This is a genomic window from Pannonibacter sp. CBAS1226, from assembly GCF_055685825.1.
In genome coordinates, this window is sequence record NZ_JBVOUO010000005.1 from 76,319 (window position 1) to 93,570 (window position 17,252).

The following is a 17,252-nucleotide window of genomic DNA, read 5'->3' on the forward strand; positions in this document are numbered from 1 at the left end:
CTGCCGCCCCTGCACCGGTCCCGGAGGACCGGATGCGGGCTGAGGCTTTGCTGGCTGCGTCCGGGGAGCGGGCAAGTCACGAGCCAGATCAAACCCTTGCGCCCGAAGCCGGACAGCCGGCAGGAGAGCCGGCCGGGGAACAGGCAGAGGAGCAACCAGGGCCTGCGCCGCAGACACCGCCGCCGCGCCGCCGGGGCTACAAGCGCTGGCTGGCGCTGAAGGCACTGTGGATTGCCGCTGCACTGGTGTGCCTGTGGCTGCTCATGTCCTTCATCCGCTTCACCGTCGATGTCGTCACCATCGATCAGCCGCAAGATCCGCGTGCCGATGCCATCGTCGTGCTGACCGGCGGCCAGGAGCGGATCGAGACGGCCGTCCAGCTGCTTCAGCAGGGCCGGGCGCAGCGCCTGCTCATCTCCGGCGTCTATCCGGCCACCACCGCACGCCAGCTGCGGCTGCGCACGGAGGCCGAGCGCGACCTCTTCAACTGCTGCATCGACCTCGACAAAAAGGCGCTCAACACCATCGGCAATGCCACCGAGGCCGCCATCTGGGCCAAGACGAACGGCTATGCCTCGCTCGTGCTCGTCACCAGCGCCTATCACATGCCGCGTGCCGAGATGGAGCTGAACGCGGTCATGCCGGATCTGGTGGTCATTCCCTATCCGGTGTTCGCGGGCGACTTCAACGTGGAGCGATGGTACGAGGAGCCGCGGACCTTACGGCTTCTCCTGAGGGAATTTGTGAAGTATACCCTCGCGCGGCTGCGGGTGAGCACGCTGGGTGTCTCGGCTGCGGGCTGAGGGCCTGAACCCGGCCGCACCGCTCAGTCTGCCCGGCTTCCAGCCCGTTCCTGTCTCCAGTCCGGTTTCCTGATGATCTATCTGCGCTCGCTTCTCTTCCAGATTGCCTTCTATCTGCTGACACTGGTCCAGATGGTGGTCTACAGCCCCTTCGTCTTTCTGGCCCCGCGCCGGATCGCCTGGGTGGTGGTGCCAGTCTGGGCGAAGGTCAATCTGGCGCTGCTGCGCTGGATTGCCGGGCTCAAGGTGGAATACCGGGGCGTTGAGAACATCCCGCAGGGCGGCTTTTTGGTCGCATCCAAGCATCAGTCCGCCTGGGAAACCTTCGCTCTCATCCCGTTCTTTCCCGACCCGACCTACATTCTGAAGCGCGAGCTGCGCTGGATCCCGATCTTCGGCTGGTACACGGCCAAGATGAAGCAGATCCCCATCAACCGGGGCAAACGCTCTGCGGCACTTGCCGCCATGATGGCAGCCGCGCGCGAGGCGATTGGCGAAGGCCGCCAGATCCTCATCTTCCCGGAAGGCACGCGCCGTCCGGCCGGTGCCGAACCGTCCTACAAATACGGCATTTCCCATCTCTATCGGGATCTGGCCTGCCCGGTGCTGCCGGTGGCGCTCAATGCAGGGCTTTACTGGCCGCGCAAGGGCTTCCTGATCCATCCGGGCACGGTGATTGTCGAGTTCCTGCCCGCCATCGAGCCTGGCCTTGAGCCGGCCGTCTTTTTCGAGACGCTGACCGGGCAGATCGAAACCGCGTCCAACCGCCTTATCGAGGAAGCCCGGCAGGCTGAGCGGCCCTCGCCGGTGTTGAAGACCATTCCGCCGCGCGGGGCCTGATCAGGGGAAAGCCCCGGCAGGCTCCGGCCATTTACCTCAGCCGCTGGGCCAGCCAGGAGACGCGGGCATCATGGATGCCCAGCTCTTCCAGATGGCTCGCCGTGTTCAGCACATATTCCGGATTGGCGCCGGACTGGCCCACAGCCCCTTCCACCAGCTCCAGCTGACGCTCCAGCGGCAGCACGCCCGCATATTGCGGGTGCTGCCGGTCAACAAGATAGGTGAGTGCAGTGGCATTGGTGCCATCGGCAAAGCGCACCGGGCGCAGGGCTTCCAGATAGACCATGGTGGCCTGTTCGCGGGCGCGCAGATATTCGATCGTGCCGTCCCGGTCCTGTTCCCGGACGCGGAAGGCCATGCCCCGGCAGGCGCCGCCCCGGTCCAGCCCGAAGACGAGCCCCGGGCGCTCCGGCGTGCCCCGGTGCACCCAGGAATAGACGCAGAGCGAGCGGTGGGCACCGTGCAGCAGCGCCGGACGCTTCTCCTCGAACGGGAAACCGGGCTTCCAGATGAGAGAGCCGTAGCCAAAAACCCACAAATCGCCCATATCGGTCACGATACCTTGTTTCGCCTGAGCCGCGCACTTAGCAATGCGCCGGGCAAGTTTCAATGGCCGTGCTGCAAGTGGACTGCGGCACCAGAGGATAGACATGACCGAACCGACTTCCGCGCCGCGCAAATCCTCCAGCCGCAAGTTCATCTATCTGGCCGGAGCCGTGGTGCTTGTGGCCGGCGGATGGAGCGCGGCCTGGGTTGCGGCCCGCAGCTTCGTCAACAGCCAGATTGATGCCACCTTGCAGACTGCAGCGGCCATGGGCTTCGAGATTGCCTGCAGCGAGCGCGGCCTTGGCGGCTATCCGTTCCGCTTCGAGCTGACCTGCAAGGACTTTGCCCTGCGCACGCCGGTGGGCCATTTCGTCAGTGTCGCCGAGCTGCGCGCCGTCGCGCTCGCCTATAATCCGCAGCACATGATCATCGAGGCGGACAGCCCGATGGCCTCCTTTGCGCCCGGCGACGGCCCGATCCAGGAAGGGGCATGGGAGAGCCTGCGCGCCAGCCTGCGCTTCAGCGGCACAAGCCTGCGCCAGCTGGATGCAGTGATCGCGGCACCCCGTTTCTTTGCGTCCGAGAACCCCGATGCAGGTGAAGTGTCTCTGGCGGGCGGAGAATTGCACCTGCGGCCCAACCCCGCACAGCCGGACGATCTGGATCTGGCCGTCAGCTTCAAGGGCCTGAAGGTGGCGGCAGAGGACCAGCCCGGTGACGGCAGCTTCATCGGCCAGATTTCCGGCGGGGCGCCGCTGCTGTCAGGCACCGTGCCGCAGACCCTTTTTGCCAGCACGGACGGGCACCCGGCGCTGACGGTGACCTCGCTGGAGCTCACCTCCGGAGGCACCCGCCTCAGCACCACCGGTCAGATCCGGCTGGAAACCAACGGCACCCTGTCCGGGGAGCTGCCGCTGACAGCGGTGGAACCCGGTGGTATCAAGGCCGTTCTTGCGCCCTTCTTCCCGTCCGATTCCGGCTTCCCGGAAGCGCTGCAGGGTGCCGTCATCAGCTTCGGCAAGGCAACGCAGGTGGATGGCAAGGCGGCGGTGGAAGCAAAGGTACAGCTCACCAACGGCTCCGCCCGCATCGGCATTCTGCCGTTCGCACAGATTGATCCGGTCTATTGAGGGGGAAACCTCCGGTCGCTTTGACCGCGTCAGACCCCACCGCATTCGTCATGCCATGGCTCCGCCCATGGCATCCATGCCAATGCCCGTCATCTGGCTTCTGCGCTGGCGTGCGGAAAGGGAATGGATGCCATGATCAAGTCATGGCACGACGAAAAAGAGGGCGGAGCAAGCGCGTCTGCGGCCAAACTCCGGCCAATCTCCGGCCAACCTCTGGCAAGGCTGCCCCGGATCTGACGTTCAGCATCCGGGGCGCTTCGCCGCAAGCTGCCTCAGGCCGACGCCAGCCGGTCGATGGCGATGATGTAGCTCTTGTGATGATCGGGCTCGGCGATCTGGTCATAGAGGGCGAGTGCAGGAGCGTTCTTGCTCGGCACGATCCAGCGCAGCTGCAGCCAGCCACGGCTCTGGCCCTCGGTGACGAGGGTCTGGATCATCTTGCGGGCAATGCCCTTCTGGCGGAACTCGGGGCGCACGTAGATGTGGTCCATCTGGCCAGCGCGGAGGCCCGTGATCAGTTCCGGCAGATCGAAGAAGACCGCAAAACCGACAAGCTGCCCGTCCACGAAGGCGCCGATCACTTCGGCGGAGCGGTCACCCAGAATGCGCTCGGCATAAAACTGGTCCGGACGGCGCGGGGCGCCGCGCTTGAGGGCCTGGGCATTTTCAGCAATCAGGGGCGCAAGGTGCAGGGCATCGTCGGGGCCAAGAGCCTTGATGTCGAGCTTGGTCAATTCGGTCTCCGCTATGGATCGGATCATCGTTACATGCGCAACATGTCCCGAACCGGCGGGACGATCAAGCACCTGATGAGGCGGCATAACCAGCCCATGGGCGCTTGAGCCTTGCTAAAGCTGTTACAGCTGCACAATGCACGCAGATGAGGCATGCCTGTCCTTGCGCCACCTCAAGGACTATGTATTTCTGTCGCTGCAACACCCGCCGCACCATTTCCTCAGGATGCCATGACCGATCAAGCCGCCCGCTTCCGCGCCACACTCATTGGCCTCACGGCCGTGCTCATGTGGGCCACTCTTGGCGTCTTCGGTGCCGGGTCCGGCGCGGTGCCGCCATTCCTGCTCAACGCGCTCTGCTTCGGTCTCTCGGGCCTGCTGGCCTTTTTGTGGCTCGTCTTTCGCGGAAAACTCTCCGCCCTGCGCCAGCCGCTGAAGGTCTGGGCCTTCGGCACGGTGGGGCTGTTCGGCTTTCACTTCTTCTATTTCACCGCGATCCGCAATGCGCCGCCGGTCGATGCCAATCTCATCAACTACACCTGGCCGCTGTTGATCGTGGTGTTCTCCGCCCTGCTGCCGGGCGAGAAGCTGAAGCTGCATCACGTGCTGGGGACCGTGCTCGGCCTTGGCGGCGCGGCGCTGCTGGTCAGCAAGGGAGAGGGCCTCAGCCTCGATCCTGCCTTTGCCCTCGGCTATGGCGCGGCGGTCGCCTCTTCCCTGTTCTGGTCCACCTATTCGGTGCTCTCCCGCCGCCTGGGCGAGGTGCCGACGGAAGCAGTGGCCGGTTTCTGCCTGATGACGGCGCTGCTGTCGGCCATCTGCCATCTGGTGCTGGAAGACACCGTCTGGCCCTCCGGCACGGTGGAATGGGCCAGCGTCGTGGCGCTTGGCCTGCTGCCGGTCGGCCTTGCCTTCTTCACCTGGGACATTGGCGTCAAGCGCGGCGACATTCAGGTTCTGGGCGCGGCCGCCTATTCGGCCCCGCTCCTCTCCACGCTGCTGCTCATCGCCTTCGGCTTCGGCACCTTCACCTGGATCATCGGCGCCGCCTGCATTCTGATCACCATCGGCGCCGTCATCGCGGCAAAGGACATGATCTTCAAGCGCGCTGCGGGCTGAGGAACGAGGCTGAATGACCGGGGTGCACATCCGCCCCCCGGCACCCGTCAATAGCTGCGCAGCAGCCGCTCCAGATAGTCGAGTTCCAGCCTCGGCCGGGCCGGGTCGGAGAAGCGGCGGCGCAGTTCTTCCAGAATTCGGCGCGCCCGCTGCACGTCGATCTCGTCCGGCACCTTCACCTGACTGCCAAGATCCGGCCCCTGATTGCGGCGCGGACGGCCGAGCGGGTCCGTATCCATGGGCGAACGCTGGCTCATGCCCTGCCCTTCGCCCATGCCCATCATCTGCTCGCCCAGTTGCTGGGCGCCGCGGCGCAATGCGTCGAGGGCATCGCCCTGCTGGCCGACCGCCTGATCGCCCTGCCCCTGCCCGAGCGACCGCTGGGCCTGTCCCATGGCGTCGCCCGCCTCGCCCAGCCCTTCGTTCTGCGACAGGCCGTTGCGCTCCATCTGCTCCATCAGCTGCTGCAACTGCTGGGCCAGATCGCCCTGGCCCTGCTGCAACTGATCGAGCAGGTTGCGCAGCTGCTCTTCGGTCATCTGCTGGCCCTGCCCGCCATTCTGGCCGTCCTGCTGATCCCCTTCGCCCTCACCTTGCTCGCCGTTCTGACCGTTCTGGCCCTGCTGCTGTTGCTGCTGGTTGAAGCGGTGGGTCTGGTCCATCAGCTCCTGCTGGCGCTGGATCATCTGGCCAAGCTGGTTCAGCATCTCCATCATTTCGTTGGTGAGGCCATCAGGCGCCATCTGCGGGCGGCCGGTCTGCAGGTTCTCCAGCATGCGCTGCATCTGGGAGAGCAGATCACGGGCTGCATCGCGCGAACCGCTGCGTGCCAGTTCCTCGATACGCCGCAGCATCTCGTCGAGATCGCGCGTGCTCAGGCTTTGCTGATTGGGATTGAACGGCTGCATGGCCTGCGGGTTCTGGCGCAGCTGCTCGGTCAGCGCCTGCATGTATTCCTGCAGGGCCTGCCGCAGCTCCTGCGTCAGGCGGGCAATCTCCTCATCGGATGCTCCCTCTTCCAGCGCCTTGCGCAAAGCCTCCTGCGCATCGCGCAGGGCCCGCTCGGCCATGGAGAGGTCACCATCCTCGATGGACAGCGCCAGATCCCACAGAAGCGGCAGCAGTTCCTTCAGCTGCTCGTCGCTGCGGGCGGCCACCAGATTGCGGTAGGCGAAGGCAAGGCCCAGATGCACGCGCGGCTGCACATCAAAGGCCTCGGGCGCCAGCAGCAGCGCATCGAAAGCATCGATCACCCGCAGCTGCGAATTGGCATCCAGCGCCAGATCCCGGCGCTGCTCCACCACGGCCTTGGCCAGCGGCTTGGAAAAACGGCGCTGCGGCAGGGTGAAGGCCGCAGGGTCCGACGTGCCGGTCTGCCCCGCCTCATCGCGGGCAATCAGGGTCAGCAGCACCTCGGAACCCGCCCAAGGGTGAGACGTCAGGTCGCGGATCGTCTCGCCGGGCTTGGCCGAGCCGGGTGCCTGCGGCGGAACGGAAAGGGGGAACTGCGGCGCCTCGACCAGCGGGCGCGGTTCTTCATGGGTGTCTGAGGCTTTCGGTGCCGGCTCGATCTGTGCCTCTGCGCCCGTCACCCGGTAGTCGTCCTGCGCCAGATAGCTGAGCTTCAGCGCACCGCTGAGCTGGGCTTCCGGATCATCCAGCAGGCGGATGGTGGGCGGCAGATCCGGCTGCACGTCAAACGGCCAGGTGGCAATGACGGTGCCGCCCTGTTGCAGCGCATAGGAGCCGCTTTCGGAAAGCGTCAGCCGCTGCTCTTCAACACCGGTGTTCTGGGCTGCTGCGGCCTCATCCTCCTGCGCCGGAGTGACCACCTCGCCGTCCTTGTAAATGGCAAGGCCGGACGTGCCCTGCGCCCGCAGGGTCAGCACGCTGCCGGCCGGAACCTTCAGCGGCACGGAAGGATCGCGCAGGGCAGCGCTCTCCCCGGTCAGATAGATGGGCGCGCGGGCCGTGTAGAGCGGCGGCGTTACCCAGGCATCAATACGGCTGGCAACCTCCTGCAAGTCGAGCGGCGAGGTGAAAGCCGAGCCAAGCCGGTTCAGTCTTGTACCGTCCTGTGTGACCGCAAATCCGGTCACCAGAAGCATCAGAGCAACCACGCGCAGCGCATAGGGATCGCGGCGGAAGGCTTCCGGGTGGGCAAGGCCGGACCGCATGGAGCGCAGGGCTTCGGCCATGCGGCGCTTGTGCATCTCCCACAGGGCCAGCGTTTCCGGGCTGGCACTGCCGGGCGGCAGGTCGTCCTCGATCGCCGTGAGCGGCCGGTGGGAATGTCCGCTGACCAGCTCCACCCTGTGCAGGGCATCCTGACGGCTGGGCAAGCGCAGGCTGAGGAGCGGGCGCAGCGACCAGAGGAATGCCCCGGCAAGAGCCGCCACCAGCACAAGCCGCAGCCAGACCGGCACGACAAGCCAGGTCCCGACGAGCGAGAGACCGGCAAACAGGGCAAGAATGATGAAGGGCAGATAGAGCGCGGGCCAGAGCCGTTCCCAGAACAGCGCAACGCGGCTGCGCCAGACCACGGCCTTGAGCCGCTTGTCCACCGCCGCCCGCGTCAGATCCTGCGGCAGAGACAGCCTGTCGTTATCCGTCACGGCAATCTCCTGCCCGGATGGAAACGTGCGCTCAACTGGGTCCTGTTCCGCCAAACCGTATCTCTCCGCGTTCAGCCCTCAACCCCGCAGTATCCTAGAGTGGGGCAAAGCGGGTCTGACGGCAACCCGCCCCAGTGATCAAGGGCGATCAAATCCGCCGTGATCGTCTTGCCCGCGTCAAAGCCAGTCCGGCATCCTGTCCAGTCCCAGCAGGTCCTCATAGGAGGGGCGCGGGCGGATCACGGCATATTGCGAGCCGTTCACAAGCACTTCGGGCACCAGAAGGCGGGTATTGTAGCTGGAGGATTGTGTCGCGCCGTAGGCACCGGCTGTATAAACCGCCAGCAGATCCCCCGCCTTCACCTCCGGCAGATCGCGGCCCAGGGCGAGATAGTCGCCCGTTTCGCACACCGGACCCACCACATCGGCAATGATTCGCCCGCTGTCTGCGGCCGGTTCCACCACCGGTCCAACCTCGTGCCAGGCATCATACAGCGTCGGCCGGATCAGATCGTTCATGGCCGCATCGACAATGACGAAGGACTTGTCCTCGCCCTTCTTCACATAGATCACCCGGGTGACCAGAATGCCGGCATTGCCCGCAATCAGGCGGCCGGGCTCGAAGATCACCTGACAGTCCAGCCGCTCCACATGTTTGCGCACGACAGCGGCATAGTCATCCGGGTGCGGCGGCGGGGTGTTGTCAAACACATAGGGCACGCCCAGGCCGCCGCCGAGATCGACGTGATCAATCTCATGCCCGTCGGAACGCAGCTGCGCCACAAGCTCGCCAAGCCTTGAGAAAGCTGCGTCGAAAGGCTCCAGCTCGGTGATCTGCGAGCCGATATGCATGTCGATGCCGCTGACCTTGATGCCCGGCAGGCGCGCGGCCACCGCATAGGCCTCGCGGGCGCGCTTCCAGGGAATGCCGAACTTGTTCTCCGACTTGCCGGTGGAGATCTTGGCGTGGGTGCGCGCGTCCACATCCGGATTGATGCGCAACGACACCCGCGCTGTCTTGCCCAGCCCTTGCGCCACACGCGAGAGCTGGATCAGCTCCGGCTCGGATTCCACGTTGAAACAGAAGATGCCCTGCTCAAGGCCAAAGGCATGCTCGGCTTCGGTCTTGCCGACGCCGGAGAACATGATGCGCTCCGGCGGCGTGCCTGCGGCCAGCGCCCGGCGGGCTTCGCCTTCCGAAACCACATCCATGCCTGCGCCAAGCCGGGCCAGCGTGCGCAGCACGGCGAGATTGGAATTGGCCTTCACAGCGAAGCAGACCAGGGACGGAATGCCTTGCAGCGCCTGCGCAAACACACGGTAGTGGCGCTCCAGCGTTGCCGCCGAATAGCAGTAGAACGGCGTGCCAACGGCTTCCGCCATGGCAGTCAGGCTGACATCCTCCGCATGGAGAACGCCGTTTTTCATCTCGAAATGATGCATCATGGACCCCGGAACACGGCTGCGGGCCCTTCAGGGCATCCGCCCCGGGGCAAAAGCAGATCAGGACTTCAGCGCGGTGACAGCCGTGATGGCCGAAGCCTGTGCTGTCGTCTGGCTCTGCTTGGCAGACGCGCGGACGGGCTCCAGGGAGCCGCGGCGGCCACAGGCCGAAACGGCCAGGCCAAGGCAGAGAATGCAGGTGGCAGCTGCCAGAAAGCGCCGGTTCTTCAGCATGTCGGACCTCGTTGCATGAAACGTCTCAGGTGCGATGTCGTCGCACGCCTTCCCGCGCGCGGCAAGCCCCGCGCCGGATGCAAGTGCGCGCGCCCCTCCCGCAGGAGACAGGCGCCCGCACCGGTACCTCAGCCCTTGGCCAGCTGCTTCAGCCAGCGGCGGGCCTGCTTGCGCACATTGGCCGGAGCCGTGCCGCCGTAGCTGGTGCGGCTCTTCACCGACTTGTCGACGGTCAGCACGGAATAGATCTCGCGGGTGATGCGCGGCTCGATTTCCTGCATCACGGCCAGCGGCACCTTTTCAAGCTCAACGCTTTCGGCAACCGCATAGCCGACGATCTTGCCGGTGACGTGGTGGGCATCGCGGAAGGGCATGCCGAGCACGCGCACCAGCCAGTCGGCCAGATCCGTTGCGGTGGAGTAGCCGGAGCCTGCGGCCTTCTTCAGGCGCTTCACCTGCGGCTCCATGTCCCGCACCATGCCGGTCATGGCGGCAAGCGCCAGCGACAGGGACGGCAGCGCGTCGAAGGCCTGTTCCTTGTCTTCCTGCATGTCCTTGGAATAGGCGAGCGGCAGGCCCTTCATCATCACCAGCAGCGCCATCATGCCGCCGTAGATGCGGCCCGTCTTGGCGCGCACCAGTTCGGCCGCATCCGGGTTCTTCTTCTGCGGCATGATCGAGGAGCCGGTCGAGAATTTGTCCGACAGCTTGATGAAGCCGAACTGGGCCGAACACCACAGCACGATTTCCTCGGCAAAGCGCGACAGGTGCATGGAGCAGATGGACGCAGCAGAAAGCGCCTCGATGACGAAGTCGCGGTCGGACACGCCGTCGAGCGAATTGGCCATCGGCCGGTCAAAGCCAAGCGCCTTGGCCGTCGCCTCCCGGTCAATCGGGAAGGACGTGCCGGCCAGCGCCGCAGAGCCCAGCGGAGACTCGTTCATGCGCTTGCGCGCATCGGCAAAGCGGCTGCGGTCGCGGGCAAACATCTCCACATAGGCCATCATGTGATGGCCGAAGGTGACCGGCTGAGCCGACTGGAGATGGGTGAAGCCCGGCATCACGTCGGCGGCGTGGGTCTCGGCCTTTTCGGCCAGCGCCACCAGCAGCTCGGCCAGCTGACCATCGAGCGTATCGAGCGTATCGCGCACCCACAGACGGAAATCGGTCGCCACCTGGTCATTGCGCGAACGGGCGGTGTGCAGGCGTCCGGCCGGCGCACCGATCAGCTCGGCAAGGCGCGCCTCGATGTTCATGTGAATGTCTTCAAGGGCGCGGGAAAAGGTGAACTTGCCCGTCTCGATCTCTGACAGGATCGTGTCGAGACCGTGAACGATCTTTTCTGCATCCTCGCCCGCGACAATCTGCTGCGCGGCCAGCATGCGGACATGGGCCTTGGAACCCTCTATATCCTGCCTGTATAGCTTCTGATCGAAGCCAATGGACGCGTTGATCTCTTCCATGATCGCGTCCGGGCCTTCGGCGAAACGGCCGCCCCACATGCGGTTGCTCATATGACTGCCTCTTGATAGACGCCCCGGAGAGGTGCCCTTGCCAGGTGAAGAAGACATGAAGCCGACAAGACAGACCCGCTCCGGTTACAGACGTCCGCTGGTTGCGGTCGCTGCGGCCGGTCTGCTTTCAGCCATTGCGGCGGTATACGTGATTGGCAGCCCCGGTGGCAACACAAGCGCAGGGAAAAGCTGCCAGGCCTCGCTGGCGGCAGCCTCTGCGGCCAAGCCCTTTGCCCGGGGTGATGTCGCCGCCTTCCTGCCCGCGCAGAAGCCGCTCGACCTCAGGAGCCTGAAATTCAAGGGACCGAACGGCGAGGACGTCAGCATTGCGCAATTCACCGGCAAGACGGTCCTGCTGAACCTCTGGGCCACCTGGTGCGCCCCCTGCCGCAAGGAAATGCCCGCGCTGGACCGGCTGGCGCAGGCCCGCAATGGCGATGATTTCGCGGTGGTCACGGTGAACCTCGACCGGGGCGGCCCTGAAAAGCCCAAGGCATTCCTTGACGAAATCGGCGTTGCCTCGCTCACCTATTATTCGGATGCGTCGAACGCGGTGTTCCAGGACCTGCGCAGCAAGGCCCGCGCCACCGGCCTGCCGACAACGATCCTCGCTGGACCCGACGGCTGCGAGATCGGCACCATGTACGGCCCGGCCGAATGGGACCATGAGGACGCGCTGCAGCTGATTGATGCGGCACGGGCAAAGGCGCCAGGCCAGACTACGGGATAGACCGCAGTTAGGTGTTCCGGAAATAGCCCCCAAAAAGACAAAGCCCCGCCGGAGCGGGGCCATGGATCTGCTGATGAGGCCGTCCACCGTCAGGCGGTGATGTCCACCGCATTGCCGAGACCGGGAATCTTGCGGCTTTCGCGCTGCTCTTCCTGGCGGGACGTCTCCTGCACAGTCTCGCGGCGCTCTTCCGTCTGACGTTCTGCAGCCTGACGCTCAACCCGGGCTGTTTCCTGCGCAGCCCTGGCGGAATAATCAGGACGCACGCCCGACGCAGCGAGGTCAGCCGATGCAGTTCCGGAAATTGCAACCATAACTCAAGCCCTTTCCAGTTGATGCCTGCGCCAGCCGGAGCCCGGAGAATGCCGGGATCAGACCGTCACATCGACGCGGTTGCCCATGCCAAGGACGGCACGGCGCGCGATGCGATCAGCATCATCACTCAATTGCTCTGCGCGGTTCGCCTTCCTGTCCGCTTCGCGGTTCACCGCTTCGGCCAGCATGGCGCTGCGCCGGGCGTTGAATTCCTCGAACCGTTCAGTGCGGCGTTCCGAGAGGTTTTTCTCCTCTCTCAGCGCAGAGGCTGGAACACCGCGGTAGCTTTCGATCTCCGCCATGTGAACCTCCATCGTGAGCATCGGCCGGCGAACGGCCAGATAGCTGGAATGCCACGAAGGATAAGATAGGCCATGGAGCCAAAGCAAACATTACAACGAATCAGGCAAATTATCTAAAATTTTATTAAAATGTCGAATTACGCTAGGTTAGACTAGAAATAGCTCAATAAAATCAGCCGCCCCGAATTCATCAGTTAACTATTGATTAACCATAGACTCAAGGTGCCAAAATATTACGAAAGCCCTACCCTGAATTTCGTCAGATGATTTTATCAGAGGAAAACTTGGTAAACGGCCGCAAGGCTGCAGCCTGCACCGGGCTTGGCCCGTGCTCGCACCAGCGGAATGAGGCGAATCTGAAGGTGGTCAGACGGTAACGTCCACGAAACCGCCGGTCCCTGCGGCAAGCGGTGCAGACCCTGAACCGGAAGAGGCCGCCTGATCCAGCATGGCGGCAACGGCCTGATCCGGCTGCATCGACATCTTCAGCATTTTGGCCTGAAGCTGCTGCTGGGTCTGGGCCTGTGTTGCCCCGACAAGCGCGGCTGCGATGGATGCGCTGCTCATGGATCTGCCTCTCTTAGAGACCGGCAGTGTCGCCGCAGAAAGTTAATGTGGCGTTAATAGTTTTCAAGAGTTTTCCCGCCACAGCGCCTTGCGCTGCAGCTTTCCGGAAGGCGTGCGCGGCAGATCCGCCATAAGACGGTAGACCTTGGGCCGCTTGTATTCCGCCAGCCGCTCCACCACGAAGGCGGCGACAGCATCTGCGTCCAGCGCTGCGCCCTCCCGCGGCACAAGAAAGGCCGTGACAAGGCTGATGCCATTGGCGGCCGGCACCGCCGTCACCGCCACATCCGCCACGTCCGGATGGCTGGCAATGACGCGCTCCACCTCTTCCGGCGCAACGCGGTAGCCGAAGGCATTCATCACATCGTCGGCCCGGCCCTCATACCAGAGATAGCCATCCCCATCCTGACGGGCACGGTCGCCGGTCAGGAACCAGCTGCCGCGCATCACCTCCGCCGTATCCTGCGGCCGCTGCCAATAGCCCAGCATCAGGCCCGGATCATCGCGCGAGACGGCCAAAAGGCCTGTTTCACCAAGGGGCAGCGGCGTATCGCCGCCCTCCTCCGGCAGAATGGCGATGGAGCGACCGGCCTGCGGCTTGCCGGGGCTGCCGGGCCGCGTGGGCACCTGCGGGCCGCTGGAGACATAGGTGGAAATCTCGCTCATGCCCAGCGCCTCATAGAGCGGCCGGCCGCTGCGGCGGGTCCACTCCTCATGCAGGGCTGCGGGCAAGGCCTCGCCGGCCGTCAGCCCATGGCGCAGGCGCGGAAAACGGTGCGGCTCAACATCGCCGTATTTCAGGATCCGCCGGTAAAGGCTCGGCACCGCTGCAAACAGCGTGGCGCCCGTGGCTTCCAGCAGATCCGGCCAGACATGCGGATCACGCGGACCATCATAGACAATGCTGGTGGCGCCATTGGCCCAGGGGTCCATCAGGCCAACGCCGAGGGTGTAGGTCCAGTTGAAGGCGCCTGCATGCAGCAGCCGGTCCTGCGCGGAGATCCCGTACCAGCCCTGATCCATGGGCCTGCGGCCAGAAGCGGCGCGCTGTGCGTGCAGCACGCCCTTGGGGCGGCCACTGGTGCCGGAGGTGTAGACGATGAAGGCCGGATCGTCCGGCTGCGTGTCCGCAAATGCGCCCTGCGGCGCGCCTTTAAGCGCGGCGATGCCTCCCGGCCCGATGAAGCGCACCCCATCACGCGGCTGCGGCAGCGGCGTTGCCCCGTCGTGAATGACGGCAACAGCCCCGCTGTCGGCCAGAAGCATGTCGCATTCCGGCCCGGTCAGCAGCGCGGAGCTGGGCACCGGCACGAATCCGGCGGCAATGGCACCGAAGAAGAAGAGCGGAAAATCGCTGGAATGGCCGATGCGCAGGAGGATGCGGTCGCCCCCCATCAAACCTTCGCCCGCAAGTCCGCCTGCAACAGACAGCACGCTTGCGGTGAGATCGCCGTAGGTCCAGCGTTCCAGCAGCGCCCCGCCCGGCCCCACCACCTCCAGCGCCACCGCGCCCGGATCGGGCGCAGCGCGGGTGAGGCAGTAGCGGGCGAGGTTCATGCCGCCGTCAGCGGGTCGGAACCGGCGTTTCGCCGCGATAGTCGTAGAAGCCACGGCGCGTCTTGCGGCCAAGCCAGCCAGCCTCGACATATTTCACCAGCAGCGGGCACGGGCGGTACTTGCTGTCGGCGAGGCCCTCATAAAGCACCTGCATGATGGACAGGCAGGTGTCGAGGCCGATGAAGTCCGCCAGCTGCAGCGGGCCCATCGGATGGTTGGCGCCAAGGCGCATGGCCGTGTCGATGGATTCCACCGAGCCAACGCCCTCATAGAGCGTGTAGATGGCTTCGTTGATCATCGGCAGCAGGATGCGGTTGACCATGAAGGCCGGGAAATCCTCGGCCACGGCCGTGGTCTTGCCCAGACGCGCGACGAAAGCCTTGGCGGCCTCGAAGGTCTCGTCTTCGGTGGCAATGCCGCGCACCAGCTCCACCAGCTCCATGATCGGAACCGGGTTCATGAAGTGGATGCCAATGAAGCGCTCCGGCCGGTCGGTCGAGGCGGCAAGGCGGGTGATCGAAATGGACGAGGTGTTGGTCGCCAGCATCGCTTCGGGCTTCAGCACCGGGCAGAGCTGGGAGAAGATCTTGCGCTTGACCTGCTCGTTCTCGATGGCGGACTCAATCACCAGGTCCACATCGGCCAGCATGTCCAGGTTTTCCGCACCATGCAGCCGGTCGAGAGCTGCGGAACGGTCTTCCTCGGAAATCTGGCCCTTGGACACCTGACGGGCCATGTTGCCGTTGATCGACGCCAGACCGGATTCGATCCGGTCGCGGGACAGGTCGTTCAGATAGACCTGATATCCGGCCACAGCGCAGACATGGGCAATTCCGCTGCCCATCTGGCCCGAACCGATCACACCGACTTTCTTGATCTCGACCACCATCGTCTCATCCGATCCTGTTGCAGGCCGTGCGGTACATGCACGCAAACCGCGCTATTCTTTACAAGGTTCACCGCATCGGGCAAGGACCACGGCCATAAAACCGGATCATACCTTCTGCCTGAACCTTCAAAAACAGTTCAGGCTGCCGGGATGTCCGCAGCAGCCTGAACCTCTTGATGTGCCATCAGGCCTTTTCGAGTTCCGCCTTCAGCTGCGGCAGGATTTCGAAAAGATCGCCGACAAGGCCGTAGTCCGCCACCTGGAAGATCGGGGCCTCCTCGTCCTTGTTGATGGCGACGATGACCTTGGAGTCCTTCATGCCGGCCAGATGCTGGATGGCGCCGGAGATACCGCAGGCGATGTAGAGCTGCGGGGCAACCACCTTGCCGGTCTGGCCAACCTGCCAGTCGTTCGGGGCATAGCCCGCATCGACCGCCGCGCGCGAGGCGCCAACAGCCGCGCCCAGCGCATCCGCCACCGGCATGATGACTTCCTGGAACTTCTCCGAAGAGCCCAGCGCACGGCCGCCCGAGATGATGATCTTGGCCGAAGCCAGTTCCGGACGGTCGGAGCGGGACAACTCCTCACCGGCGAAGCTTGAAAGGCCGCCGTCCGCAGGAGCTGCCACATCCTCGATGGCCGCCGAACCGCCCTCGCCTGCAGCGGCGAAGGAGGCGGTGCGCACGGTGATCACCTTCTTGGCATCGCCCGACTTGACGGTCTGGATGGCGTTGCCGGCATAGATCGGACGCTCGAAGGTCTCGCCGTCGATGACGGCGGTCACGTCGGAGATCTGCATCACGTCGAGCAGGGCTGCAACGCGCGGCAGGATGTTCTTGCCGCTGGCGGTGGAGGCGGCAACGATGGCGTCATAGCCGCCAGCCAGCGAAACGATCAGGTCTGCCACCGGTTCGGCCAGCTGATGGGCGACAGCGCCGCCTTCAGCCACCAGAACCTTGGCAACGCCTGCGAGCTTGGCAGCAGCCTCGGCGGCAGAGCGGGCGCCCTTACCAGCCACCAGCACATGCACATCACCGCCGAGCTTCACTGCAGCGGTCAGGGCCTTGCCGGTTGCATCGTTCAGGGCGCCATTGGCGTGTTCGGCCACAAGAAGTGTCGTCATGGGTGTTTATCCTCCTGTGACGGGTCCTCAGAGGACGCCGGCCTCGTTCTTCAGCTTGGACACAAGCTCGGACACCGAGCCAACCTTCACGCCCGCCTGGCGGGATGCCGGCTCAACCGTCTTCAGCACGGTCAGGCGCGGAGCGACGTCAACGCCGAAGTCTTCCGGGGTCTTTTCGTCGATCGGCTTCTTCTTCGCCTTCATGATATTCGGCAGGGACGCATAGCGCGGCTCGTTGAGGCGCAGGTCCGTGGTGACGATGGCCGGAAGCTTCAGCGTCACGGTCTGCAGGCCGCCGTCCACTTCGCGGGTCACATCCACGCTGCCGTCACCGACGCTGACCTTGGAAGCAAAGGTGCCCTGGCCCCAGCCGAGCAGCGCCGCCAGCATCTGGCCGGTCTGGTTGCAGTCGTCGTCAATGGCCTGCTTGCCGAGGATCACGAGACCCGGCTCTTCGGCTTCCACGACCTTCTTGAGGATCTTGGCAACGGCCAGCGGCTCCACCGTGGCATCGGTCTTCACCAGAATGCCGCGGTCGGCGCCCATGGCCAGCGCGGTGCGCAGGGTCTCAGTCGCCTGAGCCGGCCCGATGGACACCACCACCACTTCCGTTGCCTTGCCCGCTTCCTTGAGGCGCAGGGCCTCTTCAACGGAAATCTCGTCGAAGGGGTTCATCGACATCTTCACATTGGCCAGCTCGACGCCGGAACCATCCGGTTTCACGCGAACCTTGACGTTGTAGTCGATCACCCGCTTTACGGGTACAAGGATTTTCATGGGTCTTATCCTCC

General features: G+C 64.6%; 18 protein-coding genes. 5 read left to right on the forward strand and 13 right to left on the reverse strand.

The annotated features are described in order from the left end of the window. The first annotated feature begins 32 nt into the window (after positions 1-32). A complete protein-coding gene (locus AC0CMF_RS15075; protein WP_374630544.1) occupies positions 33-803 on the forward strand; it encodes a YdcF family protein in 771 nt (256 codons plus the stop codon). A 69-nt stretch (positions 804-872) separates the two neighbouring features. Next, positions 873-1,643 carry a lysophospholipid acyltransferase family protein gene (locus AC0CMF_RS15080; protein WP_374630573.1) on the forward strand — a complete coding sequence of 257 codons (771 nt, stop codon included), beginning with the start codon at positions 873-875 and terminating at the stop codon, positions 1,641-1,643. Between the two features lie 31 nt (positions 1,644-1,674). On the opposite strand, the gene AC0CMF_RS15085 is transcribed toward AC0CMF_RS15080, so the two are convergent. Continuing rightward, entirely contained in the window at positions 1,675-2,190 is a 516-nt protein-coding gene (locus AC0CMF_RS15085; RefSeq protein WP_186391617.1) for a gamma-glutamylcyclotransferase, read from the reverse strand. A 103-nt stretch (positions 2,191-2,293) separates the two neighbouring features. On the opposite strand from AC0CMF_RS15085, the gene AC0CMF_RS15090 reads away from it, so the two are divergent. Next, positions 2,294-3,319 carry a DUF2125 domain-containing protein gene (locus AC0CMF_RS15090; RefSeq protein ID WP_374630546.1) on the forward strand — a complete coding sequence of 342 codons (1,026 nt, stop codon included), beginning with the start codon at positions 2,294-2,296 and terminating at the stop codon, positions 3,317-3,319. A 272-nt stretch (positions 3,320-3,591) separates the two neighbouring features. Here the strand turns inward: AC0CMF_RS15090 and AC0CMF_RS15095 are convergent, their stop codons facing one another. Further along, positions 3,592-4,080 carry a GNAT family N-acetyltransferase gene (locus AC0CMF_RS15095; protein ID WP_334250838.1) on the reverse strand — a complete coding sequence of 163 codons (489 nt, stop codon included), beginning with the start codon at positions 4,078-4,080 and terminating at the stop codon, positions 3,592-3,594. A gap of 204 nt (positions 4,081-4,284) precedes the next feature. Here AC0CMF_RS15095 and yddG point away from each other — a divergent pair, with 204 nt between their 5' ends. After that, the gene (gene yddG / locus AC0CMF_RS15100) at positions 4,285-5,172 is read left to right on the forward strand and encodes an aromatic amino acid exporter YddG (RefSeq protein WP_374630548.1); all 888 of its coding nucleotides are present in this window, start codon (positions 4,285-4,287) and stop codon (positions 5,170-5,172) included. Between the two features lie 47 nt (positions 5,173-5,219). Here yddG and AC0CMF_RS15105 read toward each other — a convergent pair whose 3' ends face one another. The 4 genes from AC0CMF_RS15105 to argH all read right to left on the reverse strand — a co-directional run bounded on the left by AC0CMF_RS15105 (position 5,220) and on the right by argH (position 10,978). Continuing rightward, a complete protein-coding gene (locus tag AC0CMF_RS15105) occupies positions 5,220-7,787 on the reverse strand; it encodes a TIGR02302 family protein (RefSeq protein WP_374630550.1) in 2,568 nt (855 codons plus the stop codon). A gap of 177 nt (positions 7,788-7,964) precedes the next feature. Then, the gene (lysA, locus tag AC0CMF_RS15110) at positions 7,965-9,230 is read right to left on the reverse strand and encodes a diaminopimelate decarboxylase (RefSeq protein WP_374630576.1); all 1,266 of its coding nucleotides are present in this window, start codon (positions 9,228-9,230) and stop codon (positions 7,965-7,967) included. A 60-nt stretch (positions 9,231-9,290) separates the two neighbouring features. Next, on the reverse strand, positions 9,291-9,464 hold the full coding sequence (locus tag AC0CMF_RS15115) for a hypothetical protein (RefSeq protein WP_157757102.1): 174 nt from the start codon (positions 9,462-9,464) through the stop codon (positions 9,291-9,293). Positions 9,465-9,592: 128 nt separating this feature from the next. After that, positions 9,593-10,978, reverse strand: coding sequence for an argininosuccinate lyase (gene argH, locus AC0CMF_RS15120; protein ID WP_019964357.1), 1,386 nt, complete (start codon positions 10,976-10,978; stop codon positions 9,593-9,595). A gap of 55 nt (positions 10,979-11,033) precedes the next feature. Here argH and tlpA point away from each other — a divergent pair, with 55 nt between their 5' ends. Beyond that, positions 11,034-11,708, forward strand: coding sequence for a thiol:disulfide interchange protein TlpA (tlpA, locus tag AC0CMF_RS15125; protein ID WP_374630552.1), 675 nt, complete (start codon positions 11,034-11,036; stop codon positions 11,706-11,708). An 89-nt stretch (positions 11,709-11,797) separates the two neighbouring features. On the opposite strand, the gene AC0CMF_RS15130 is transcribed toward tlpA, so the two are convergent. The 7 genes from AC0CMF_RS15130 to AC0CMF_RS15160 form a co-directional block, all read right to left on the reverse strand. After that, entirely contained in the window at positions 11,798-12,022 is a 225-nt protein-coding gene (locus AC0CMF_RS15130; protein ID WP_050474069.1) for a hypothetical protein, read from the reverse strand. 57 nt (positions 12,023-12,079) lie between these two features. Further along, positions 12,080-12,325: a hypothetical protein gene (locus tag AC0CMF_RS15135; RefSeq protein WP_152967571.1), complete on the reverse strand. Its 246-nt coding sequence runs from the start codon at positions 12,323-12,325 to the stop codon at positions 12,080-12,082. Between the two features lie 366 nt (positions 12,326-12,691). Beyond that, complete coding sequence (locus tag AC0CMF_RS15140; protein WP_374630554.1) at positions 12,692-12,892, reverse strand: hypothetical protein; 201 nt, start codon at positions 12,890-12,892, stop codon at positions 12,692-12,694. Between the two features lie 63 nt (positions 12,893-12,955). Continuing rightward, positions 12,956-14,449 (reverse strand): class I adenylate-forming enzyme family protein, encoded by a 1,494-nt coding sequence (locus AC0CMF_RS15145; protein ID WP_374630577.1) that lies wholly within the window; start codon positions 14,447-14,449, stop codon positions 12,956-12,958. 7 nt (positions 14,450-14,456) lie between these two features. Further along, complete coding sequence (locus tag AC0CMF_RS15150; RefSeq protein WP_050474065.1) at positions 14,457-15,338, reverse strand: 3-hydroxybutyryl-CoA dehydrogenase; 882 nt, start codon at positions 15,336-15,338, stop codon at positions 14,457-14,459. Between the two features lie 184 nt (positions 15,339-15,522). Then, positions 15,523-16,461 carry an electron transfer flavoprotein subunit alpha/FixB family protein gene (locus AC0CMF_RS15155; RefSeq protein WP_374630556.1) on the reverse strand — a complete coding sequence of 313 codons (939 nt, stop codon included), beginning with the start codon at positions 16,459-16,461 and terminating at the stop codon, positions 15,523-15,525. A 27-nt stretch (positions 16,462-16,488) separates the two neighbouring features. After that, the gene (locus AC0CMF_RS15160; protein ID WP_050474063.1) at positions 16,489-17,238 is read right to left on the reverse strand and encodes an electron transfer flavoprotein subunit beta/FixA family protein; all 750 of its coding nucleotides are present in this window, start codon (positions 17,236-17,238) and stop codon (positions 16,489-16,491) included. Positions 17,239-17,252: the final 14 nt, after the last annotated feature.